The following is a 22,942-nucleotide window of genomic DNA, read 5'->3' as shown; positions in this document are numbered from 1 at the left end:
CGGTTTTCGATATGTCGGCGATATGCGTCGGCTCGTAGCATCGAGCGTATGCGTGTGCTGATCGTCGAGGACGAGCCCTTTCTGGCGGAAGCCATCCGCGACGGTCTGCGCCTGGAAGCGATCGCCGCCGACCTCGCGGGTGACGGCGACACCGCTCTGGAACTGCTGGGCATCAACACGTACGACATCGCCGTCCTCGACCGCGACATCCCGGGCCCCTCCGGTGACGAGATCGCCAAACGCATCGTCGCCTCCGGCAGCGGCATGCCGATCCTCATGCTCACCGCCGCCGACCGGCTCGACGACAAGGCCTCCGGGTTCGAACTCGGCGCCGACGACTACCTCACGAAACCCTTCGAGCTCCGGGAACTCGCGCTCAGGCTCAGGGCACTCGACCGCAGACGCGCCCACAACAGGCCGCCCGTACTGGAGATCGCGGGTCTGCGCCTCGACCCGTTCCGCAGAGAGGTCTACCGCGACGACCGCTACGTCGCGCTGACCCGCAAGCAGTTCGCCGTGCTGGAAGTCCTCGTGGCCGCCGAGGGCGGTGCCGTCAGCGCCGAAGAACTCCTTGAACGCGCCTGGGACGAGAACGCCGACCCGTTCACCAACGCCGTACGCATCACCGTCTCCGCCCTGCGCAAGCGTCTCGGCGAACCCTGGATCATCGCCACCGTGCCGGGCGTCGGCTACCGCATCGACGCACAACCGATCGACACGCAACCCATCGACACGCAACCCATCGACGCGCAACCCGTCGACTCACAACAAGAGGCCGGACGCGGGGGAGGAGACCGTGGGTAGGCGGCCCGGGGTGAGCGTTCGCCTCAAACTCACCCTCAGCTACGCCGGATTCCTCATGATCGCCGGTGTCCTGTTGCTCGGGGCGGTGTGGGTGTTCCTCCTGCGTTACGTCCCCGATCGGGCGATGCTCACGAACCCCGACGACAGGCCCGACGGTGTCTTCCCCATCCGGTCCGTCCTCCTGGACGTCTTCGCTCCGCGGGCGGCCGCGGTACTGGCGTTCCTGCTGGTGTTCGGCCTCGTGGGAGGGTGGATCCTCGCCGGCCGCATGCTCGCCCCGCTGACCCGCATCACGGACGCCACCCGCACCGCCACGAACGGATCGCTCTCCCACCGGATCCGGCTGCCGGGTCGCAGGGACGAGTTCCGTGAACTCGCCGACGCCTTCGACGCGATGCTCGCCCGGCTCGAAGCGCACGTCGCCGAACAGCAGAGATTCGCGGCCAACGCATCCCACGAACTGCGCACCCCGCTGGCGGTCTCGAAGGCGCTGCTCGACGTGGCCCGCGCCGATCCGGACCAGGACGCCGGTGAAGTCATCGACCGCCTCCACGCCGTCAACACCCGGGCGATCGACCTCACCGAAGCACTGCTCCTGCTCAGCCACGCCGACCAGCGGTCCTTCACCCGGGGACAGGTCGACCTGTCCCTCCTGGCGGAAGAAGCCACCGAAACGCTCCTGCCCCTCGCCGAGAAGCGGGGCGTCACCGTCGAGACCTCCGGCGACGTCACCCCCACCCTCGGATCGCACGCGCTCCTGCTGCAGCTGACCACGAACCTCGTGCACAACGCGATCGTCCACAACCTGCCCGAACAGGGCACGGTGCTGGTCGAGACCAGCGCCCGCCCCGACACCGTGGTGCTCACGGTCGAGAACACCGGCGAGAAGCTCACCCCACAGCAGGCCTCCACACTCACCGAACGGTTCCAGCGCGGCACCGAACGCGTACACACCGACCACGCGGGCGTCGGCCTCGGCCTGGCAATCGTCAAGACCATCACCCAGGCACACGACGGAACGCTCACCCTCACCCCGCGCCCCGACGGCGGGATCCGCGTCACGGTGGAACTAGCGGCCGCGACCTCCGGCGCGGGCTGACCAAAAGGCCCTGTTCAGGCCGAGCCGTCCCACAGTTCGGTGCTGTGGGCCCCGGTCAGTGACGCGACCCGGTCGACGACCTCCTCGGCCGGTCGCGGTTCGAGGCGGCGGCCGTCGCGCAGCCGGAGCGCCACCCGGTCGTCCACGGCCTCCTTCGCACCGATCACCGCCTGGTACGGGACCAGACGGGACCCGCGAATGCGGGCGCCCAGGCTGCCGCTCTCCGGTCCGGCGATCTCGGCCCGCAGGCCCCGTTCGGCACAGCGGGCGGTGAGGGAGGCGGCGTTCGGGAGCTCCGCGTCCGAGATCGGCAGGATCACCAGCTGGGTCGGGGCGAGCCAGGGCGGGAAGGCGCCGCCGTGCTGCTCGACGAGGTGCGCCACGGCACGTTCCACGCTGCCGATGATGCTGCGGTGGACCATCACCGGCCGGTGCTTGCCGCCGTCCGCGCCGATGTAGTGCAGGCCGAACCGTTCGGGCTGGTGGAAGTCGACCTGCACGGTGGAGAGGGTGGACTCACGGCCCGCGCCGTCGGCGACCTGGACGTCGATCTTCGGACCGTAGAACGCGGCCTCGCCCTCGGCCGCCTCGTACGGCAGCCCCGAGCGGTCCAGCACCTCGGTCAGCAGCGCGGTGGACCGCCGCCACAGCTCGGGCGCGGCGACGTACTTGCCGCCGGGGCCGGGCAGGGACAGCCGGTACCGGACCGGGTCGATCCCGAGCGCCTCGTACGCCCGGCGGATCATCGCCAGGGCCGCCCCCGCCTCGTCGGCCACCTGGTCCAGGGTGCAGAAGATGTGCGCGTCGTTGAGCTGGATCGCGCGTACGCGGGTGAGACCGCCGAGTACGCCGGACAGCTCGGAGCGGTACATGCCGCCCAACTCCGCCATTCTGAGCGGGAGTTCGCGGTAGCTGTGGGGGCGGGAGCGGTAGATCACCGCGTGGTGGGGACACAGGCTCGGTCGCAGCACGACCTGCTCCGAGCCCAGTTCCATCGGCGGGAACATGTCCTCGCTGTAGTGCGACCAGTGCCCTGAGATCTCGTACAGCTCCCGCTTGCCGAGCACCGGCGAGTACACGTGCCGGTAGCCGGCCCGCCGCTCCTCGCCGCGGATGTACTCCTCCAGGGTGTGCCGTACGGTCGCGCCGTCGGGCAGCCAGTACGGCAGCCCCGCGCCGATCAGCGGGTCGGTGTCGAACAGGTCCAGCTCACGGCCGAGCCTGCGATGGTCGTGGCGGTCACCGGGCTCGTGGCTGCTGTCGGTGTCGTTGTCGTTCATGGTGGCGGTCTCCTCGCGGACGGGAAGGTGTCCGGGCGAGTGACCGGGTACGCCGAAGCCCCGGGGCACTCGCCCCGGGGCTTCGGACTGGCTCATGAGTCAGCGCGCCGGGACATTCTCCGGCGTCGTCGTCATATGGGCGCGCTTCATGACGGGGACGGTAGCAAGGGGATGGTGAAGTCCGCGCGGGGTTTTTCCCCGGCCCGATTTTGGCCCGCCCCGCGGACCTCGCCCGGCCTGCGGACCTCGCCCGGCCCGCTCGGCTGCCGTGCCGATTTCTGCCATCGGTCCGGTCAGGAGTCGTTCTGCGAGTCCTCGGGCGGCTGTTTCCGGGCGAGACCGGATCCGGTCGCGATGCCGAACCCGACGCCCACGCACAGGCCGAGGCCGAGGCCGAGCGCCAGGTTGTCGAACACGAGCAGCCCGAGCACGACACCCATGGACATTCCCACGGCGATGCCCAGTGCCAACGCGATGCCTACGGTCTCGTTGCTGCGCTCTTCTTCGTTCGTCACTTGCCCATTGTCACGCCGCGCGTCATCGAGTGGAACCGTGCCGCCCGCCCCTCCCGCGACCCCGCCGACGCCTGGTCACCGGGATCATCAGCGTGACCAGCAGTCCGAGCGCGGCGGCGACCAGCCACCAGGCGCGAGGTATGAAGCTCTCGTCGGCCGCGTTCTGCGTACGCGCGGCCTTCGGTGCGGACGACTCCGCGGCGGCGGCTCGGGCGGTCGCGGACGGGCTCTCGGTCGCGGCGGCGGTCAGGACGACGTCGTTGCCGTCACCGCCCCGGTAGCTGATCCGGTACTTGGCCTTGTCGACCTCGACCGCGGCGCCTTCCTTCAACCCGGTGAACGTGCCGGTCGTCTTCGCCTTGCCCGCGTGGTCGATCAGCTTGACCGTCTCGGCCTTGGTCTCCGTCTTTGTCTCCGAACCCGAGCGGGCGTCCAGCTTCCCCGCCAGTGTCACCTTGCCGCCGACCTTCAACGCCTCGCCCCCTACGCCGAGTTGACCGCCCGAGCGCTGCGTGTAGTCCCCGGTCACAGTCACCCCGCCCGAGACCTTGCCCGTACTCGTCACCGAGCCTACGACCCTGCCCCTGCCGGACAGGGAGGTGGTCAGGTTCAGGGCCGTGCCGGGTGCCTTGCGGACGTCGAGCCGCGCGTCGGACCCCGTGAGGCGGATCGCCCTGCTGCGGGCCAGGCCCGTACCGTCGAGCGCGAGCGTGCCCTTCGTGACGGTCGTCGTACCGGTGTACGTCACCGCCGCGCCTGTCAGCGTGGTCGTCGCCGCACCCGACTGTGTGAGCGACCCGCTGCCGCTGATCCGGGACAGGGCCAGCGGCTTGGAGGTGTTGCGGACCACCAGCGAGCCGTCGTTCACAACCTTGTAGAGGTCACCCTCGGTGTACAGCCCGCCGTCGCCGCCCGCCTTTCCGCTGCCCAGCCGCAGTACCGCTCCCTTCTGGACGGTCGTGGAGCCGTTGTAGTGCTGAACGGCGGCGAACGTGACGTCGTTGCCTTTCGTCCCCTTGACGACGACGTCCCCGGCGCCGGGCGCGGACAGCGTGTCGTGGAACCGGCCGCCGCCGATGGGGGCGCCGAGCGTCACCGGCCCGTTGTAGTCGAAGGTGAGCAGTGAACGGGACCTGGCGGCAAGCAGGTTGATGTAGACGGTCTCGGCCGTACCCGGCATGAAGATCTTGTTCGTGGTCCCGTCGCCCCACTGGACGTCGGCGCCCTTGATGTTGGTGCCGCGCTTGTTGACGTTCTTCGCAGCGGGCCGCCAGTTGAGCCCCGGGTCGCTGAGCGAGGGGTTGGTGTCCCCGCCCTGGTTCGACCAGCTGTACTGGCCGGTGAGTACGACCTTGCTGCCGGGCCGCGACTGGACGTTGATGTCGCTGCCGTACTCCCGCTGGTAGAAGTTCTGCCGCAGGGTGACCGTCCGGCCGAGCGGGGTGTCGACGGTCCAGGTGCCCTGGTTGAGGATGGCGCGGGCGTTCGGCAGGGACACCGGGTACTCGGACTTGCCCGCGTCCATCTGCGTGCCGTTGTCGATCACCCCGGTGAACGGGTGCGTGCCCGCGATGTCGAGCTTGCCCCACATGAACCGCGGTTGGCTCACCAGCCCCGAACCGCTGATCGTGCCGAGGTTGAAGGTCCGTACGAGCGACAGGCGCAGCGTTCCGTCGACCCTGACGTTGAGCTGGTTCAGCTGGTAGCCCGGGGTGTTGTACGGGAAGTGTCCGATCAGACCCGTGCCGCCGCCCGTTCCGTACTGGAGGGTCGCCCCTCGCTCGACGGTGATCGCGGGCGGGTCCGGGTCGCTCACGGTGGTGTAGGGGTGGTTGCCGCCTTGGGTGGCGACCCGCTGGCGCTGCCGTGACTTGGGCAGGGTGAAGTCGCTGTCCTTGGTGAGGACCAGGGTGCCGGAGCCGCGCACGGTGAGCGTGCCCTCGCCCCGGAACACCCCGTCGTACGTGGTCTCCCCGGGCGGCACGTTCACCACGGTGTCGCCGCTCAGCGTCACGTCCCGGTCGGCGAGCACCGCGGCCGTGACGTCCTTCGCCCCAACGGGCGCCGCGACCGCGCCCGGTGCCATGACTCCTGTCGCGACGACGACGGCGAGCGCTCCGCCGACTCCCGCCGCCCGTACGCGGATGTTCTTGTTCACATCCGTGGAGACGGGCGTGGCCCGGGGCCGATAACAGAAACTTCGGTCGCAAAAGTTTCGCTCCTCGGATCGCTCCCGATCCGTTGACCTCCCCGGAACGCGCCCTTACGGTTTCGGCGTTTCTTAATGTCAGATGTTGTTCGAAATTGTGAACATGAGCGTGGAGGGACACACGCATGAGCCGCAATGACGACGTCGGCCCGCCCGAAGTCCCCGGCCGCAGACTCCTCCTGAAGGGCACCCTGGCCGCGGGCGCTCTCACGGCCGTGCCCGGGGTCGCCGAAGCCGTCACCGCCGAAGCCGCCGACGGGACCGGACCCGGCGGCCGGTACGTCAACCCGCTCGTCCGCAACCGCGCCGACCCGCACATCCACCGGCACAGGGACGGCCACTACTACTTCACGGCCACGGCCCCCGAGTACGACCGGATCATCCTGCGCCGCTCCCGGACCCTGCGCGGGCTGACCAGGGCCGCCGAGTCCGTGATCTGGACGAAGCACGCGAGCGGCGACATGGGCGCGCACATCTGGGCGCCGGAGATCCACCACATCGACGGCAAGTGGTACGTCTACTTCGCCGCCGCGCCCGCGAACGACATCTGGGCCATCCGCATCTGGGTGCTGGAGAACGCGAGCCGCGATCCCTTCCGCGGTGAGTGGGTCGAGAAGGGCCAGTTGAAGACGGCCTGGGAGACCTTCTCCCTCGACGCCACCACCTTCACCCACCGGGGCACCCGCTATCTCGCCTGGGCGCAGCACGAGCCCGGCATGGACAACAACACCGCCGTCTGGCTGTCCGAGATGGCCGATCCGCTGACCCTGACGGGACCTCAGGTCCGCCTCACCACACCGGAGTTGCCCTGGGAGGTGATCGGCTACAAGGTCAACGAGGGCCCGTCGGTCATCAAGCGCAACGGCCGCGTCTTCATGTCGTACTCGGCGAGCGCCACCGACTTCAACTACTGCATGGGCCTGCTGACCGCCGACGCCGACAGCGACCTCATGGACCCGGCCAACTGGTCCAAGTCGCCCACGCCCGTCTTCACCAGCAACGACACCACCAGGCAGTACGGCCCGGGCCACAACAGCTTCACCGTCGCCGAGGACGGCCGCACCGACGTCCTCGTCTACCACGCCCGCCAGTACAGGGACATCGTCGGCGACCCGCTGAACGACCCCAACCGGCACACCCGCATTCAACGGCTCGGCTGGAAGCCCGACGGCACCCCCGACTTCGGCATCCCCGTGGCCGACACCTCGAAGGAGAGTGTCTGAGATGAGACGTGCGTACGCGGTACTCCTGGCCCTCTGTCTGGCGCTGGCCGGCGCACTCGCCACGGCCGGTCCGGCCCAGGCGGCACCCCAGACCGTCACCAACGGCACGCAGTTCACCGACACCGGCGGCAACCCGCTGCACGCACACGGCGGCGGGGTCATCAAGGTCGGCTCGTACTACTACTGGTTCGGGGAGAACCGGAACTCCGACAACACCTTCCGGTACGTGGACGCCTACCGCTCCTCCGACCTGAAGAACTGGGAGTTCCGCAACCACGTCCTCACCGAGGCGAGCGATCCGGAACTGGCGACCGCGAACATCGAGCGGCCGAAGGTCATGTACAACGCGTCCACCGGCAAGTTCGTGATGTGGATGCACAAGGAGAACGGCGTCGACTACGGCGAGGCCCGCGCGGCGGTCGCCGTGTCGGACACCGTGGACGGCGACTACACCTGGCAGGGCAGCTTCCGGCCGCTCGGCACGCACATGTCCCGTGACATCACGGTGTTCGTGGACACCGACGGCGCCGGCTACATGATCTCGGCGGCCCGCGAGAACTACGACCTCCAGATCTACCGCCTGACCGCCGACTACACGGGTATCGCGAGCCTGGTCGCCGACCCCTGGCACGGCGGCCACCGTGAGGCCCCGGCGCTCTTCAAGCGCAACGGCGTCTACTTCATGCTGACTTCGGGCGCGACGGGCTGGAACCCCAACCAGCAGCAGTACGCCACGGCGACCTCGATCGCGGGCCCGTGGACGGCCATGACGAACGTCGGCGACTCGACGACCTACGGCTCGCAGACCGCGTACGTCCTTCCCGTGCAGGGGAGTTCGGGCACCTCGTACCTCGACATGGGCGACCGCTGGGGCAACTCGTTCGGCGGCACGGTCAACGACTCCCGTTACGTGTGGCTGCCGTTGACGTTCCCGAGCTCGACCACGATGTCCATGTCCTGGTCCCCGGAGGTCACCGTCGACACCACCGCCGGGACGGTCACCGGCACGAGCGCCACGTACAACACGCTCATCGCCCGCAACTCCTCCAAGTGCGCCGACGTGACCAGCCAGTCCCAGTGGGCGGGCGCCCAGATCAAGCAGTACACCTGCAACGGCGGCAACAACCAGAAGTACTGGTTCAAGTCCCTGGGCAGCGGCTACTACCAGCTGAACGTGCGGGGCAGCTCCCTGTGCGTACAGGAGAACGCCGACACCGTCACCCAGGAGAACTGCAGCTCCTCCGCGACCAACCAGCAGTGGTCGCTCACCACCAGCGGCTCCTACGTGACCATCACGTCCCGCGCGAGTGGCGAGTGCCTGGACGTGAACGGCGCGTCCACCGCCGACTCCGCCGCGATCATCACGTACACGTGCAACGGGGCGACCAACCAGCAGTGGACCCGAGGGACTTGAGGCACTTGAGGGACTTGGGGTACTTGATTCAGGGACTTGAGGAGTCGCGTTGAGACGCACGGCGATCACCCTGCTGGCCACGCTGACCATCGCCACGGCCCTGTCCGCCGTCCGGGCCCAGGCACACGACCGTGGCATGGGGAAGGGCGCGGGGAAGGGGCTGGGGATGGAGAACTGCACCGCGACGGCATGCCACTTCGACGTCGCGCCCGGCACGTACGACGTACGCGTCCGGCTCGGCGGTGACACGGCGGCGAGCACCGGCATCACCGGTGAGACGCGGCGCACCCTGCTGGCCGAGATGCCCACCGGGGCGGGCGAGCCGGTGACCCGCAGCTTCACCGTGAACGTCCGCACGCCCGAGGGCGAGCCCACCGGGGCCGAGGGCACGCCGGGTCTCGACCTGGTCGTCGGCGGTTCGGCGCCCGCGCTCGCCGACATCCGGGTCACTCCGGCCGCCGCCCGGCACACCCGCCGGATCTTCCTCGTCGGCGACTCGACGGTCTGCGATCAGCCGGGCGACCCCTACTCCGGCTGGGGACAGCAACTCCCGCGGTACCTCCGCAAGGGCGTCTCGGTCGCCAACTACGGTGATTCCGGGGAGAGTACGGTCACCTACCTCGCCGACCCGCGGCTCTTCGCGACCGTCCAGCCGCTGATCCGCAGGGGCGACCTCGTCCTGATCCAGCTCGCCCACAACGACAAGCAGACCGACGAGGCGACGTACCGCGCGAACCTCGAAACACTGGTCGCGGGCGTACGGGAAGAGGGCGGCCGTCCGGTTCTGGTCACTCCCATCGTCCGCCGCTGGTTCAACAGCGACGGCACTCTCAACAACGGCACGGCCCTGCTGGTGAACGGCCTCGGCGTCGACCACCCGGCCGTCACCCGCTCGGTCGCCGCCGCCCACGACGTACCCCTCATCGACCTCACGGCCAGGACAAAGGCCCTGGTCGAGTCGCTGGGCGTCGAGGGCTCCAAGGCGCTCTACCTCTACAACGAGAAGAGGGACAACACCCACACCTCCGCGCACGGCGCGACGGCCTACGCGGAACTCGTCCGCGACGAACTCCTTGCCCAACACCTGGTGCCCGAGCGCCTGGTGAGGTGAGCTGGACCCCTGGGGCGTCCCGTCCGGAACCGGGGCGTCCCAGGTACCACCCGTTCCACCCGAGCGAGACAGGAAGCCCGACCGATGTCCGCAGGCCCCGCCGGAGTCCCCGAGGACCGCACCCTCAGCCCGCACACCGGCTACACGCGCGCCCACTGGGAGGCAGCCGCCGACTCCCTGCTCGCGGCCGTGGAACCGTACGCGACCGGGGACCGCGCCCTCTACCACCTGCCCGGCGAGCACACGAGCTGGTCGGGCCGCCTCTCCGACGGCCTGGAGGGATACGCCCGTACGCTCATGCTGGCGGCCTTCCGCCGCGACGAGAAGGCCCTGGAGCGGTACGCCGAAGGCCTCGACGCCGGAACGGCCGGCGTCTGGCCGCGCATCGAGGACCGCAGTCAGCCACTCGTCGAAGCAGCCTCCATCGCCCTCGCCCTGCGTCTCACCCGGCCTCTCCTCTGGGACCGCCTCGACGACGGCGTACGGCAGCGGGCCGCCGCCTGGCTCGGCGACGCGCTGACGGCCGAACCCTGGCCCTGCAACTGGGAGTTGTTCCCCGTGACGGTCGGCGGCTTCCTGGAGGAGATCGGGTACGAGCCCACGCTGTCCCGCGCCGCGATCGACCGGGGCCTCGACCGCATCGAGCGGTGGTACGTCGGCGACGGCTGGTACACCGACGGCGACGGCCGGGCCTTCGACTACTACAACGGCTGGGCCATGCACCTGTACCCGGTGCTGCACGCCTGGCTGGCCGGCGACGAACGGCTGCTGGACCTCTACGGCGGCCGTCTCTCGGCCCATCTCGCCGACTACGCCCGCCTGTTCGGGGGCGACGGCGTGCCGATGCACCAGGGCCGCTCACTGACGTACCGCTTCGCGACGACCGCCCCCCTGTGGCTGGGCGCGCTCTCCGGCCGTACGCCCCTGCCGCCGGGCGAGACGCGGCGGCTGGCGTCCGGTGCGCTGAAGTACTTCCTCGACCGGGGAGCCGTGGACGACCGCGGGCTGCTGACCCTCGGCTGGCACGGCCCCAACTCGGCTGTTCTGCAAGGCTATTCGGGCCCCGCCTCCCCCTACTGGGCGAGCAAGGGCTTCCTCGGCCTGCTGCTGCCGCCGGACCACGAGGTGTGGACGGCGGAGGAGGAACCAGGACCGGTCGAGCGGGCGGACGCGGTGACGGCCGTCGCCGCCCCCAACTGGCTGCTGCAGTCGACGCGTTCGGACGGGCTCGTCCGCCTCCACAACCACGGCAGCGAGGACGTCCGCTACGACCCGTACTACACGCGCCTCGCGTACTCGACGGTGACGACGCCCTCACCGTCGTACGACAACAGCGTGGTCGTGGGCGACGATCCGAGCCGTACCGGCATCGAGCCGTTGGGCGTGGGCGAGGGCTGGGTGGCCTCCCGGCACACGACGGCCTCCGGTGCCCGCGTAACGAGCCTCGTGCTGGCCGAGGGTGCGGTGGAGGTACGGGCGTTCCGGGTGTCGAGCGCGCCCGAGGGGACGGCGGTACGGGTCACCGGATGGGCGGTGGGGGAGAGTGGCGCGCGGGCCGAACTCCTGCCCGTCCACGGCCTGTTGAGCAAAACCGACGGCTTGGGCGTAACCGAGGGCTTAGACGCAACCGACGACTTGAGGGCAAGCGACGGCCTGGCCGGTGCCACGACCGCCGCGGACACCTTCTTCGTCGCGCTCGCCCGTCTCACCGCCGAGCCGGAGCCCGCCCCGCTGGGGGAGTCGGTGGCCGTGACCGTCGTGGACGGGACGCACACGATCCACGTCCGCTGGAGCGGCGGGGGCGAGGTGCGGGCCCGGCTGGACGACGGCGCGGTCGAGGTCGGGGCCGTCCGGCCGGGCGGCTGAGCACGCGGGTCACAGGCGTGGGTTCTGCGGCAGCCGGGTGATCCCGACGAACACGGCCACGAACACCGCCGTCGCCGGAGCGAAGGCGGCGAACTCGCCCCAGTGCGAATCGTCGAGATCCGGCACCATCGCGGACAGGAGCCGGGCGAGACCCCAGCAGGCCGCCCCCGAGATCAGGAAGGCCGCCCAGCGGTGCCGCACACCCTTGACCACGTCGTCGAGCGCGGCCACCCACACGACGACCGTCATGATCGACGGCGTCAGGACGTCGTCGTCCGGGGTGAACACCGCGAAGAGGGCCCCCACGGCCAGCGCGAACAGCCACGCCCGCACCAGGGGCGGCGCCGCGGCCGGACGGCGTGGCATGTCCAGGGGCAGCCAGAAGAGCCGCCGTACGCTCCGGACGAAACCGTGCTTCCCACCGCCGGCCATCGCGCCGCCCTCCCTGTACCGGGCACGCAGGGGTGCCGACGCTCGTTGAGACGCACCGGTCCCGGCAGGGGTTGCACGGAGAGAGCGGGTCCGCCTCGGGCCGCCCGGGGTCCCGGACCGTTCGGCCGGCGCCGAAGCGTTCCGCCTCTAGCGTTGCCGTATGACCACGTCCGACGCACGCGCAGTAGCTGGGGAACCGGAAACACCCGCAGTCTCGGCGGCCTCCGCCTCCGCCTCCGCCGCCCCGCAGCGCCCGCGGCGCCTGCGGTGTCCGCTGCCTCCGGGGAGGACGCCCCGGCCACCGACGACCGCGATCCGGCGGAAGCCCGTAGGAGACCTGGGCGGCACGTCGTGACCGCCTTCGCCGCACTCCACCACGCCGGGACCCCGCTGCTGCTCCCCAACGCCTGGGACCACGCCTCGGCGGTTGCCCTGGCCGCCCAGGGCTTCGCGGCGGTCGGCACGACCAGCCTGGGAGTGGCCGCTGCCGCCGGACTGCCCGACGGGGCGGCGGCGACCCGCGACGCGACGCTGAACCTGGCCCTCGCGCTGGGCAGCGGCCCGTTCCTCCTCTCCGTCGACGCCGAGGGCGGTTTCAGCGACGACCCGGACGAGGTCGCCGCGGTGGCCCGCGAACTGGCCGCCGTCGGGGCCGTGGGCATCAACCTGGAGGACGGCCGCCCCGACGGCACCCTGGCACCCGTCGGACTCCACGCGGCGAAGATCGCGGCGGTGAAGTCCGCCGTACCGGGCCTGTTCGTGAACGCCCGGACCGACACCTACTGGCCGGGCAACGGCGATGACGGCGGTGACATGGGCGACACGAACCGCCGCCTCGACGCCTACCAACAGGCGGGCGCCGACGGCGTGTTCGTGCCGGGCCTCTCCGAACCGTCCCGGATCACCGCCCTGTTGAAGACCCTGGACGTTCCCCTCAACATCCTCTACTCGCCGACGGGTCCGACCGTGCCCGTACTCGCCGACCTGGGCGTACGCCGAATCAGCCTCGGCTCGCTCCTCTACCGCAGGGCCCTGGGCGCGGCGGTGGAGACGGCGGCCCTGATCCGGGCGGGCCGGTCCGTCGACGGGGCGGCACCGACGTACGGAGAGGTGCAGGCGCTCGTACGGCCGGCCTCAGAACGACCGGACGTCCTTGGGTGACCCTGGTACCGTTGACGCTTTCGTGGGTATAGAACCCTTTGGACTCCGACCGGCGAGAGACCGAGGAACCATGGACATGGAGATCCCCGGCGACAAGCGACTGGCCGCCGCCGTCGTGATGCACGAAGGCCGTGTGCTGCTGGTGCGCCGCAGCGAGACCGAGCGGTTCCTGCCCCTGGTGTGGGGCGTTCCCTGCGGAAAGCTGGAGCCCGGCGAGAGTTCCGCGGACGGTGTGCTGCGGGAGCTCAAGGAGGAGACGGGCCTTCTCGGCGAGGTCGTCCGGAAGGTCGGCGAATCGTCGTTCGTGAGTGAGTACCAGGGGCGCGAGATCAAGAACTGGCAGGACAACTTCCTGGTCAGGCCCCTCTCCTGGCACATCACCCTCCAGAAGCCGGATCAGCGGTACGTCTGGCTGAGCCCCGCCGAACTGCACAGCGTCGACATCGACGCGTACAACCTGGACATCGTCCGACAGGCCCTCACCACGGGCTTCTGACTCTCACGTACTTCTGAGCAACTCCGCCAGCGCGCCGAGTTCGGCCAGATAGTCGGCCACGTCGAGCGGCACCTTCGGCACCGCCCCCGGATGCGGCCCCGCCGCCGTGAACACGTCGGTGTGCTGCCGCCGTCCGCTCCCCGTCTCCAGGAAGAGCGTCACCGTCGGCTCGGCGGTGTCGCACCACGCGCGGTGCAGGGTGTGCGCCGGAAGGGCGTAGGTGCTGCCCGCCGTGTACTCCGCGACCTGCGTGAGGTGCAGCCGCGCCGGACCCGTCGGCTCCAGCAGCCAGTCGGCCGACTCGTCCGCCAGGGACTCCCGGTAACGGTCCGCCTCGACGCCGCCGCCCTCCCGGGGCGCGTACAGCTCCATCGCCAGCCGCCCCCGTACGACATGAGAGGCAAGCGGGGAACGGTGGTTGTGGATGTCCTCCTTGCCGATCGCCCCGCGTCCCGCGTGCCACAGATGGGCGCGCAGCATGTGGTGCGGTCCGCCGTCGACGAGCAGGAGCTTGTCGAAGCCGAGGACATGGCGGTACGAGAGGCGGGCGCAGCCTTCCGGATCGCCCTCGCCGGAGGCGAGTTCGGCGGTCAGCTCCAACAGGCGGTCGGGGGAGCCCAGTTCGGCGACGACCGAGCGGGCCGCCGACACCCGTTCGTGCTCGGGCAGTTCGCCGTCCAGCGCCTCGGCCAGCAGCCTCCGCGCCGCCTGGACCTGCCGACCACCCATGCACGCTTCTCCCGTCTCAGCCATGCGGTTGGTATACCCATACGGCATGCGCCCGCAGTGCCGAAAGACCCTGATATGCCATCCACATCGGGCGCCGCAGCTCGCTGGTGTCGTCGTGGACCCAGGTCCATATCCCGTCCGTCTGTCCCGCCCACACCGCGCTCACCGCGCCGTTCAGACGCTCCCGCCACTCGTCCTCCAGGCCGTCCTCGCGCGCGATGTCCCGGGCGCCGGGGGTGAGCAGGGCGCGGACGATCCAGGAGGCGGTGAAGTGCCGTACGTTCAGGACCTCGTGGCGGGACGGGTCGTCGGTGCGGGGCCTGCGCACCTCCTCGCGAAGGTTCGCCAGATCCAGGCACGCGTCGTGCGGGGCGTCCGGGCAGGCCAGCAGCCAGCGCACGCCGTCCTCGCGGGCCGCGCGGCCGTTGGCGCTCTCGCCGCCCAGCACCCGGGCCGCACGGTCCAGGGCGACCACGGCCTGCGCGGTGTGCAGCGGCGACGGCGGGCCGTGGAACGGCGCGAGCCGGTAGCCCCAGCAACGGCGGTGCTGGCGACGCGGATCGGTGACCGCGCCCTCGACGAGCGCGTCCCGCAGCAGCGGCAGCGCGTCCGAACCGGGCGCGGCACGCAGCAGACCGCGCAGCACGGTCGTCACGACATGCGTCAACTCCCGCCCCGTACGGTCCAGTTCGTGAGTGAAGCCCGCCTCGCAGTGCGCCACCTCGGCCACCAGCCGCTCCCGCGAGGCACCCGCCCGGGCCAGCGCGCCAAGCACCAGGGCGGTCACCTCCGGGCGGGCCTCGGACCCCTGCGAGCGCGCCGACCAGCCGCCGTCGGGCAGCCGCAGCCGCCACAGCGTGTCCACCAGGTCACCCGCGCCGATCCGGCCCTCGGGCATCCCGAGGTCGAGCATGATGTGCAGGCCGTACGCGGTGCCCACCGAGGTCGGCCGGCCGGGGCCGCTCTCGCCGAGGGAGTGCGACCATCCGGTGAGCAGCCCGCGGACCGGGTCGTCGACCACGCAGACCTGCTCGGCGAGGGTGTCGTACGCGGCGGAGAAGAGCGCGGAGAGCGGTCCCGGCCCCGACAGAGCCGCGGCGGAGACTGCCAACGGCTCAGGCGGCACAGGGGAGTTGTCCGCGTACCGGGACCGGAGCAGCGCCGCCGACAGCCAGGCCGCCACCGCCGTCGCGAGGCCGCTCACCACGGCGATCGCGTACCGCGCGGACTCCCCGTCGATACTGTCCGGCAGCACCCCGACCAGGGACTGGAACACCGCGTAGCCGGCGGCCGCGCAGCCGAGCCCGCCCAGCCAGCGCACGATTCGCGCGGGGCGCGGGCCATGGGGCAGGTGCGGATCGGGATCCGGCCTGGACGGCCCGCGTCGGAGCTGCTGTTGGGACACTGCGCGCTCCCTCCCCCAGGGCGGCATCTCAAACCGGCGAAGTTTCCAGTCTAAGTGGTCAGGGGGGCACCTGGGGTAGGGCAACTCGTGCGTGAAAGACGCGAGTTCGTGGGGGCTGGTCGGGCGGTCCCCCGTGCGCTACGGGGCACTCGTCGTCGGCCAGTTCTCCAGCAGCACATGGAGCGCGTCCACCGTCCGGTTCCAGGACGTCTGTACGTCACGGGCGGCGCCGAAGCCGCCGGAGGCCTCCAGGGCGCAGTAGCCGTGGAAGGTGCTCCTCAACAGGCGGACGGCGTCGGTGAGATCGGGCTCGTCGAGGCCGTACGCGCGAAGCATCCCGTACGTGACCTCGGCGGTCCGGGCGAAGGCGGGGGAGGCGGCGACGAGGGTCTGGTCGATACGGATCTGGGTGGCCGCGTACCGCCCCGGCCGCTCCAGCGCGTACTCACGGTAGGCGTCCGCGAAGGCCGCCAGGGCGTCCTTGCCGGCCCGCCCGGCCACCGCCGTGGAGATCCGGTCGATCATCTCGCCGCCCGCGAGGAGCGCCACCCGGGTGCGCAGGTCGTGCAGGTTCCTGACGTGCGAGTACAGGCTCGCGTCCTTCACGCCGAACCGCCGGGCCAGCGCGGACAGCGTGACGCTCTCGAAGCCGACCTCGTCCGCGAGATCGGCGGCGGCCTCGACGAGCCGGTCGGCCGTGATCCCGGCACGGGCCATCGTCGACCACCTTCTTCCTTCTCCTAGGGGTTATAGGTAAAAACCTGGAGATGGTAGCAAGGCGGCGGATCCCGGCCCCGGGGCGCGGGCGGTCAGCCGGCCAGGTGCTTGCCGAAGAACTCGGTGAGCCTGGCGACGGCGGGGGTGACGTACTCGTCCTTGTCGTACAGGTCGATGTGGGTGGCGCCGTCGATGACGAACAGTTCCTTCGGCCCGTCCGCCCGCTCGATCGCCTCCCGGCTGAAGTAGGCGGTCTCCGCCTCCGAACCGGCGATCATCAGCAGGGGACGGGGCGAGATGAGCCGGATCATCGCGTACGAGTCGTACTGGGCGAGCAGATCGACGCTGCGCAGCACCCATCCCCGGTTCGCGCGGGGGTGGTGGCCGCGCGGGGTGCGGTAGAACTCGACCGTCTCCCGGAACTGCCTGGTGGCCGTCGCCAGCAGTTCCTCGGCGTTGTCGGGTATCCACGCCTCCAACTGCGGGGCCGCGCCGCGCGCTTCCGAGGTGCGCAGGGCACCGGCCCGGTCGAGCATGGCCCGGAGGACCGCCGGGTCCTGCGTGCGGCCCAGTCCCTCACGGATCACCGAGCCCATGTCCACGGCGCTGACCGTGGCGACGCTCTTGATGCGGTGGTCGGTCTGCGCGGCGTAGGGGACGTAACCGCCGGACGCGCAGATGCCCAGCGCCCCGATGCGGTCCGGGTCGATGTCGTCACGGGTGGTCAGGCAGGACACGGCGGACTTGATGTCCTCGGCCCGCTGGAACGGGTTCTCCAGACCGCGAGGCTCGCCCTCGCTCTCGCCCTGGTGGGCGGCGTCGAAGACGAGCGCGGCGAACCCGGCAGCGGCCAGCCGCTCCGCGTAGATGCTCGGGCTCTGCTCCTTCACGCCGCCTCCCGGATGGGAGATGACGACGGCGGGCAACCGGCCGCCGAGGCGGTCATCGAGGCGGTCATCGAGGCGGTCGTCGGGGGTGAAGAGAATCCCGGCGAGGGCGAGGTTGTTGCTGGGGAAGGTGACGTTGGCCTTCATATCTCTGCGTCTCCTGGGTGCGGGTGCGGGTGCGGGTGCGGGTGCGGGTGCCGGTGTGCCGTGACCGCGGACGGGGCGGCTGCCTTCGGCGGGGCCTCCCGCCTCGCGGACGGTCCGTCAGCCGGTCACTTCACCGACGCTCGCACTCGATACGCGGGCGGATAAGGGGCGTCTTCTGTCCCCGGACAACCCTGTCCTGGGACACGTCAGGCCCCCTGTCACGGGCACTTCTCTCTGTAAGACTCGTACCTATGAGCAGCGGCAACGCGCACCACAGCGAGCTGGGTGCCTTCCTCAAGGCGCGGCGCATGGAGCTGAGCCCGGCCCAGGTCGGGCTGCCCGACTCGCCGGGCGGCAGGCGCAGGGTCAAGGGGCTGCGCCGGGAGGAAGTGGCCCTGCTGGCGTCGATCAGCCCCGACTACTACACGCGCCTGGAAAAGGGCCGCCGCCAGGCCTCCGAACCGGTGTTGGACACCCTCGCGCGTGTTCTCCGGCTCGACGACAGCGAGCGTGCCTACCTGTTCGAACTGTCGGGCAAGGACGCCGCCCGGCCCCGTCGGCGTACCACGCAGAAGGTCCAGCCACAGCTACGGCGCCTGCTGGACGACCTGGCCACCACACCGGCCGTCGTCCTGGGCCGCCGCACGGACATCCTCGCCTGGAACCCCATGGCCGCCGCCCTGTTCACCGACTTCGCGCGGATTCCCGAGAACAAGCGCAACTTCGTACGGCTGGTCTTCCGCGACCCGGCCATCAGGGCGCTGTACCCGGACTGGGACTGGGTGGCACAGACGAGCCTGGCGCAGCTGCGTATGGAGGCCGCCCGGGATCCGAAGGACCCGCGGCTGGTGGAACTGGTGGGAGAACTGTCGCTCCAGGACCCCGACTTCCGGCGTTGGTGGGGCGCCCATCGCGTCGCCGTCCAGGGCACGGGCACGAAGGTCCTGAACCATCCGATCGTGGGGGAGCTCACCCTCGACTGGTCCTTCCTCACCTGCACAGCCGATCCCGACCAGCAGCTCATCACCCTGACCGCCGAGCCCGACACCCCCAGCCACGACCGGCTGCGGATCCTCGCCTCCTGGGCCGCGCGATCCACCGGCGACTCCGTGGCGGACCGCTAGACGCCGGAGACCTGCCCGGCAGACTGCTTCGCGCGGTCGGCTGCCTTATGCGGTGACCTTGGCGATGAACGCGCCGAGGTTCGCGAGGGTCCGCTGGATCTTCTCCTCCATGGTGAGCGACTCGCGGAGCCGCGCGCCGACGCCCGCGTCCTTCCTGCCCCGCACGTACAGCGGGCAGGCGAGGTCGCTGCACATGTAGGCGCCCACGGAGTTGCCCTGCTGCCCCGCCTTGCCCGCCTTCGTGGCGACCATCAGCGAGACACCCCCGGTGTGGATGGTCAGGCATATCGAGCACATGCTGCGCCGCGTCTGCCCGGAAGCGGCACCGGTGCCGCGCAGTGCGAGCGCCACCGGGCGGCCGTCCAGCTCGGTGGCGAGGTAGGCGCGGTCGGGGGCCTGGGGGTCGCGCCAGCCGAGGAAGTCCAGCTCGTCCCACGGCTGTTCGGCCAGGTCGCGCGGGACGGACAGGCGCTTCGCCTCGCCCTTGGTGCAGTTCACGAACGCGGTACGGATCTCTTGCTCGGTCAGCGGTCTCATGTGAGGTAGGCTAATTTGCCTAAAACTATTAGGCAAATGCATAATGGTTCTCGGGGATAGGGAGGATGGTTATGGTTCGAGTAGGGCTGACCACGGAGCGCCTGACCCGGGCGGGGGCGGAGCTGGCCGACGAGGTCGGCTTCGACCGGGTGACCGTCTCGGAGCTCGCCCGGCGGTTCGACGTCAAGGTCGCGAGTCTGTACTCGCACGTGAAGAACTCGCACGACCTCAAGACCCGGATCGCCCTGCTCGCGCTGGAGGAACTCGCCGACCGGGTCGCCGCCGCCGTAGCCGGACGGGCGGGCAAGGACGCCCTGGCCGCCTTCGCGGACGCCTACCGCGACTACGCCCGGGAGCACCCCGGCCGCTACGACGCCGCCCGGTTCAGGCTCGACCCCGAGACGGCCGCCGCCGGCGCCGGGGTGCGGCACGCGCAGATGACGCGCGCGATCCTGCGCGGCTACGACCTGACGGAGCCCGACCAGACACACGCGGTCCGGATGCTGGGCAGCGTCTTCCACGGCTACGTCAGCCTGGAGATGGCCGGAGGCTTCAGCCACACCGCCGTCCCCTCGCAGGAGTCCTGGGCCTGGACCCTGGACTCCCTCGACACGCTGCTGCGCACCTGGACCACGACCCGAGGCTGAGGCGATGAACACCGGACACGACTGGATCACCACACCTGTCACCGCGGACATCCTGCGCGGCTTCCTCGACCTGGAACCCACCCCACACGGCCTGCTGCCGCACCGCCTGCCCGCCCGGGCCCGCCGGCAGATCCCCGACGACCAACTCGCCGTGGCCGAGGCCCAGCCCTCCGGCGTGCGGCTGGTCTTCCGCACCAGGGCCACCACCATCGAACTGGACACACTGCCCACCAAGCGGGTCCACCGAGGCTTCCCGGCCCCCGCGGACGGCGTGTACGACCTGCTCGTCGACGGCCGCCTCGCCGCCCAGACCACGGTGACCGGCGGCAACGTACACACCATCGTCGACATGGTCACCCAGGCCGCCGAACTGACCGAGGGGCCCGCCGGCACCGCCCGGTTCGCCGAACTGCCCGCGGGTGACAAGGACATCGAGATCTGGCTTCCGCACACGGAGATCACCGAACTGATCGCCCTGCGCACCGACGCCCCCGTCGAGCCGGCGCCGGACAACGGCCGCAAGGTGTGGCTGCACCACGGCAGTTCCATCAGTCACGGCTCCAACGCCACCCACCCGACCGCCACTTGGCCCACCCTGGCCGCGAGCAGGGGCGGGGTGGAACTGGTCAACCTGGGCTTCGGCGGCAGCGCGCTGCTCGACCCGTTCACCGCCCGTGCGATACGGGACACCCCCGCGGACCTGATCAGCCTCAAGATCGGCATCAACGTCGTCAACACCGACGCCATGCGCCTGCGCGCCTTCACCCCCGCGGTCCACGGCTTCCTGGACACCATCCGCGAGGGGCATCCGACCACGCCGCTGCTCCTCGTGTCCCCCGTCCTGTGCCCGGTCCAGGAGGACACCCCGGGCCCCCTCGCGCCCGACTTCGACGGCGTCACCCTGCGCTTCAAGGCCACGGGCGATCCCGCCGAACGCGCCGCCGGGCGCCTGACGCTCAACATCATCCGCGACGAACTCGCCCGGATCGTCGAACAACGGGCGACCGACGACCCGAACCTGCACCACCTCGACGGCCGCGACCTCTACGGCGAGAAGGACTACGCCGAACTCCCGCTGCCCGACGAGGTCCACCCCGACCCCGCCGGACACCGCCGCATCGGCGAGAACTTCGCACGGCTCGCGTTCGGCGACGGCGGCCCGTTCGCAACCAGGGCCGGCTGACCAGTTGTTGAAGGAGCGGCAGCCGTGACAGTGTCCCCGCCGTCCCCCGTCACTACTCGCATCCCCAAGTCCCCGAAGGCGACCATGCTGCTGTCACACCTCCCGGAAGGGCTCCGGGCGCGTCTCGTCCCCGTCGAAGCCGCCGCCACGCTCTTCTGTGCCCTGTGCTGGAAGGTCCTCGCCTTCGCGATGTACGCGGAGGGCTACGACCTCGATCCCAGCGCCCCGGTCCAGCCCGCCGGTGACCAGCAGATCGAGCTGCTCGCCCTGGTCTTCGCCTGCTCGGTCCCGGTGACCTGGCTCCTCGGCAGGGTCGCCCCGCCCGGTCTGCGCAGCGCCCTGGACGACGTCATCGTCGTACGTCTCGCCGTGGCCCTGGCCCTCTCACTGGTGATGTTCCTGGGCCTGCTCACCGGAATGCGCATCCCCCTGCTGGGCTGGAGGATCTGAACCTGAACCTGAACCGGCCACCACGAGCCGAGCCCACTGAACAGCCCGCCCGCACCCGCACACACAGCCGCCCGGACAGGCCGTACAGCACCTGTCCGGGCGGAGGTTTGCCGGTGTCGGGACGTCGCCGACGGGATCAGCCGATCGGTGCGTACACCACACCCAGCTTGTCGATCTCGTCGCCGGAGCGGCCCGTGAAGCCGACGATCTGCCAGCCGGTCGGAGCCGTGTACGTCACCGCGTCGGAGGTGGCCGAACCGGCCGTCACCGTACGGGACTTGTCGGTGGTGAAGGCCGCCGAGAAGACCCTGGTCCGGCCGTCCTTCTGGCCCCGGGTGACCTTGACCGAGGTGAGGTGCTCACCGGTGGCGAGGGTGAGCGAGGCGGCCGTACCGCCCGTGCCGCCGTGGGTCAGGGGCGTACCGCCGTCGAGGGTGAGCGACGCCGAGTCCAGGCGGGAGCCGCCGCGCAGTGTCAGCGTGCGGGGCGAGGGCGTGGCCGGGAGGTCGTCCGAGTCGTTGAAGGCGGTGCCGTGCGGGCCGCCGAACGTGTCGCTCGCCCGGAGCTCGGCGGGCAGCGTCCAGGAGAAGTCGACTGTGTGCGGGAAGTGGTCGGAGAGGTTGCCGCCCGCCGAGTCCAGGAACTTCGCCCACTCGTTGTTGTAGCGGCTCGCGGAGAGGTTCACCAGGTCGCTGCCCCGGTAGAGGACCTTGTCCACGACCTCGCAGTCGTTCGTCGGCGCGGTGGTGGGGCAGACGATCGCGTCGCTGCCCTGGGCCGGGGCGTTGCCGCCGCGCGCCAGCTGGACCCACGCGTCCGTCAGGCCGTTCGCGGTCGACAGCAGGCGGATGTTGTCGCCGGCGCGCGTGTAGCGGGTGTTGGTGTCGCCCATGACGATCACCGCGTTGCCCGAGGAGTTGGCGGTGATGAAGGTCGAGAGCTGCTCGACGTTCTTGCGGCGGGCGGCGTGGGCCTCGTCCGTGTCGTCCGCGTTCGTGTGCACGTTGTAGAGGTCGACGAAGACGCCCTCGGCCAGCCGGACCCGCGCGAGCGAAAAGCCCTTGGGCGTAAGGCAGTTGGTGCCCGTGCAGTCGTTCCACCGCACCCGCTCGAAGTCGTCGAACGCGTAGTCCGAGAGGGTGTTGAGCCCGTCGCCGAAGGGCACACCGCCACTGGTCGCCGTGCGGTACGGGTGGTTGTCGCCCGCGTACAGCGCCGCGTGGTAGTTGAAGTCCTCCTGCACGTTGACGATGTCGTACGCCGCGAGACGCGGGGAGATCAGCGGGGTGTTCTTCTCCGGGTTGCCGGAGCTCAACCCCTCCGGGAGACCGGCGACGTTGTACGTGAGGACGTTGAAGGTGCCGGAGGAGGGGGCGGCCGCAGCGGCGGGCGTCGAGGCGACGGCGGTGAGACCGGCGAGGGCCAACGCGCCGGCCATCAGGGAGCCGATGAGTCTTCTCATGGTGGGGATGTCTCCAGTCCGAGGAAACAGTGGGGAGAGCAGGG

22 protein-coding genes are annotated in these 22,942 nt (G+C 70.6%); 12 read left to right on the top strand and 10 right to left on the bottom strand.

Going from position 1 to position 22,942, the window contains the following annotated elements:
- Positions 1-48: 48 nt before the first annotated feature.
- Together ACH4YP_RS13265 and ACH4YP_RS13260 are read left to right on the top strand one after the other, a co-directional pair.
- Positions 49-804 carry a response regulator transcription factor gene (locus ACH4YP_RS13265; protein WP_398490618.1) on the top strand — a complete coding sequence of 252 codons (756 nt, stop codon included), beginning with the start codon at positions 49-51 and terminating at the stop codon, positions 802-804.
- Between the two features lie 10 nt (positions 805-814).
- Positions 815-1,903, top strand: coding sequence for a sensor histidine kinase (locus tag ACH4YP_RS13260; RefSeq protein WP_398490617.1), 1,089 nt, complete (start codon positions 815-817; stop codon positions 1,901-1,903).
- A 14-nt stretch (positions 1,904-1,917) separates the two neighbouring features.
- On the opposite strand, the gene thrS is transcribed toward ACH4YP_RS13260, so the two are convergent.
- From thrS to ACH4YP_RS13245, 3 genes are all read right to left on the bottom strand, one after another.
- The gene (gene thrS, locus ACH4YP_RS13255) at positions 1,918-3,183 is read right to left on the bottom strand and encodes a threonine--tRNA ligase (RefSeq protein WP_398490616.1); all 1,266 of its coding nucleotides are present in this window, start codon (positions 3,181-3,183) and stop codon (positions 1,918-1,920) included.
- A 293-nt stretch (positions 3,184-3,476) separates the two neighbouring features.
- Entirely contained in the window at positions 3,477-3,698 is a 222-nt protein-coding gene (locus tag ACH4YP_RS13250; protein WP_361066260.1) for a hypothetical protein, read from the bottom strand.
- Positions 3,699-3,720: 22 nt separating this feature from the next.
- Complete coding sequence (locus tag ACH4YP_RS13245) at positions 3,721-5,784, bottom strand: autotransporter (protein WP_398490822.1); 2,064 nt, start codon at positions 5,782-5,784, stop codon at positions 3,721-3,723.
- A 248-nt stretch (positions 5,785-6,032) separates the two neighbouring features.
- Between ACH4YP_RS13245 and ACH4YP_RS13240 the strand changes: the two genes are divergently transcribed.
- The 4 genes from ACH4YP_RS13240 to ACH4YP_RS13225 all read left to right on the top strand — a co-directional run bounded on the left by ACH4YP_RS13240 (position 6,033) and on the right by ACH4YP_RS13225 (position 11,521).
- Positions 6,033-7,130 carry a family 43 glycosylhydrolase gene (locus ACH4YP_RS13240; protein ID WP_398490615.1) on the top strand — a complete coding sequence of 366 codons (1,098 nt, stop codon included), beginning with the start codon at positions 6,033-6,035 and terminating at the stop codon, positions 7,128-7,130.
- A gap of 1 nt (position 7,131) precedes the next feature.
- Positions 7,132-8,544, top strand: coding sequence for an RICIN domain-containing protein (locus tag ACH4YP_RS13235; RefSeq protein ID WP_398490614.1), 1,413 nt, complete (start codon positions 7,132-7,134; stop codon positions 8,542-8,544).
- A gap of 49 nt (positions 8,545-8,593) precedes the next feature.
- Positions 8,594-9,655: a rhamnogalacturonan acetylesterase gene (locus ACH4YP_RS13230; protein WP_398490613.1), complete on the top strand. Its 1,062-nt coding sequence runs from the start codon at positions 8,594-8,596 to the stop codon at positions 9,653-9,655.
- Between the two features lie 84 nt (positions 9,656-9,739).
- Complete coding sequence (locus ACH4YP_RS13225) at positions 9,740-11,521, top strand: DUF2264 domain-containing protein (RefSeq protein WP_398490612.1); 1,782 nt, start codon at positions 9,740-9,742, stop codon at positions 11,519-11,521.
- Positions 11,522-11,530: 9 nt separating this feature from the next.
- Here ACH4YP_RS13225 and ACH4YP_RS13220 read toward each other — a convergent pair whose 3' ends face one another.
- Positions 11,531-11,953, bottom strand: coding sequence for a hypothetical protein (locus ACH4YP_RS13220; RefSeq protein WP_398490611.1), 423 nt, complete (start codon positions 11,951-11,953; stop codon positions 11,531-11,533).
- A 351-nt stretch (positions 11,954-12,304) separates the two neighbouring features.
- Between ACH4YP_RS13220 and ACH4YP_RS13215 the strand changes: the two genes are divergently transcribed.
- Together ACH4YP_RS13215 and ACH4YP_RS13210 are read left to right on the top strand one after the other, a co-directional pair.
- Complete coding sequence (locus tag ACH4YP_RS13215; RefSeq protein WP_398490821.1) at positions 12,305-13,114, top strand: isocitrate lyase/phosphoenolpyruvate mutase family protein; 810 nt, start codon at positions 12,305-12,307, stop codon at positions 13,112-13,114.
- A 70-nt stretch (positions 13,115-13,184) separates the two neighbouring features.
- Positions 13,185-13,610 carry an NUDIX hydrolase gene (locus ACH4YP_RS13210; RefSeq protein WP_361066277.1) on the top strand — a complete coding sequence of 142 codons (426 nt, stop codon included), beginning with the start codon at positions 13,185-13,187 and terminating at the stop codon, positions 13,608-13,610.
- A gap of 3 nt (positions 13,611-13,613) precedes the next feature.
- Here the strand turns inward: ACH4YP_RS13210 and ACH4YP_RS13205 are convergent, their stop codons facing one another.
- From ACH4YP_RS13205 to ACH4YP_RS13190, 4 genes are all read right to left on the bottom strand, one after another.
- Positions 13,614-14,339 (bottom strand): hypothetical protein, encoded by a 726-nt coding sequence (locus ACH4YP_RS13205; RefSeq protein WP_361066305.1) that lies wholly within the window; start codon positions 14,337-14,339, stop codon positions 13,614-13,616.
- Positions 14,340-14,355: 16 nt separating this feature from the next.
- Positions 14,356-15,744 (bottom strand): hypothetical protein, encoded by a 1,389-nt coding sequence (locus tag ACH4YP_RS13200; protein WP_361066280.1) that lies wholly within the window; start codon positions 15,742-15,744, stop codon positions 14,356-14,358.
- A 138-nt stretch (positions 15,745-15,882) separates the two neighbouring features.
- Entirely contained in the window at positions 15,883-16,461 is a 579-nt protein-coding gene (locus tag ACH4YP_RS13195) for a WHG domain-containing protein (RefSeq protein ID WP_361066282.1), read from the bottom strand.
- Between the two features lie 92 nt (positions 16,462-16,553).
- Positions 16,554-17,495, bottom strand: a complete 942-nt coding sequence (locus ACH4YP_RS13190; protein ID WP_361066285.1) for an alpha/beta hydrolase — start codon at positions 17,493-17,495, stop codon at positions 16,554-16,556.
- A 251-nt stretch (positions 17,496-17,746) separates the two neighbouring features.
- Here ACH4YP_RS13190 and ACH4YP_RS13185 point away from each other — a divergent pair, with 251 nt between their 5' ends.
- The gene (locus ACH4YP_RS13185) at positions 17,747-18,619 is read left to right on the top strand and encodes a helix-turn-helix domain-containing protein (RefSeq protein ID WP_398490610.1); all 873 of its coding nucleotides are present in this window, start codon (positions 17,747-17,749) and stop codon (positions 18,617-18,619) included.
- A 45-nt stretch (positions 18,620-18,664) separates the two neighbouring features.
- Here ACH4YP_RS13185 and ACH4YP_RS13180 read toward each other — a convergent pair whose 3' ends face one another.
- On the bottom strand, positions 18,665-19,156 hold the full coding sequence (locus tag ACH4YP_RS13180) for an FBP domain-containing protein (RefSeq protein ID WP_398490609.1): 492 nt from the start codon (positions 19,154-19,156) through the stop codon (positions 18,665-18,667).
- Positions 19,157-19,227: 71 nt separating this feature from the next.
- On the opposite strand from ACH4YP_RS13180, the gene ACH4YP_RS13175 reads away from it, so the two are divergent.
- Genes ACH4YP_RS13175 through ACH4YP_RS13165 form a run of 3 tightly spaced genes read left to right on the top strand, consistent with a single transcriptional unit; the run spans position 19,228 to position 21,436 of the window.
- Positions 19,228-19,803: a TetR/AcrR family transcriptional regulator gene (locus tag ACH4YP_RS13175; RefSeq protein ID WP_398490608.1), complete on the top strand. Its 576-nt coding sequence runs from the start codon at positions 19,228-19,230 to the stop codon at positions 19,801-19,803.
- Positions 19,804-19,807: 4 nt separating this feature from the next.
- A complete protein-coding gene (locus ACH4YP_RS13170) occupies positions 19,808-20,986 on the top strand; it encodes a GDSL-type esterase/lipase family protein (protein ID WP_398490607.1) in 1,179 nt (392 codons plus the stop codon).
- A 24-nt stretch (positions 20,987-21,010) separates the two neighbouring features.
- A complete protein-coding gene (locus ACH4YP_RS13165; RefSeq protein WP_398490606.1) occupies positions 21,011-21,436 on the top strand; it encodes a hypothetical protein in 426 nt (141 codons plus the stop codon).
- A 136-nt stretch (positions 21,437-21,572) separates the two neighbouring features.
- Here the strand turns inward: ACH4YP_RS13165 and ACH4YP_RS13160 are convergent, their stop codons facing one another.
- Complete coding sequence (locus ACH4YP_RS13160) at positions 21,573-22,898, bottom strand: jacalin-like lectin (protein ID WP_398490605.1); 1,326 nt, start codon at positions 22,896-22,898, stop codon at positions 21,573-21,575.
- Positions 22,899-22,942 lie beyond the last annotated feature (44 nt).

Origin of the sequence: Streptomyces sp. NPDC020747 (assembly GCF_044334695.1) — a bacterium.
Lineage (GTDB): Bacteria > Actinomycetota > Actinomycetes > Streptomycetales > Streptomycetaceae > Streptomyces.
This window is presented reverse-complemented; position numbering and strand designations above follow the sequence as displayed.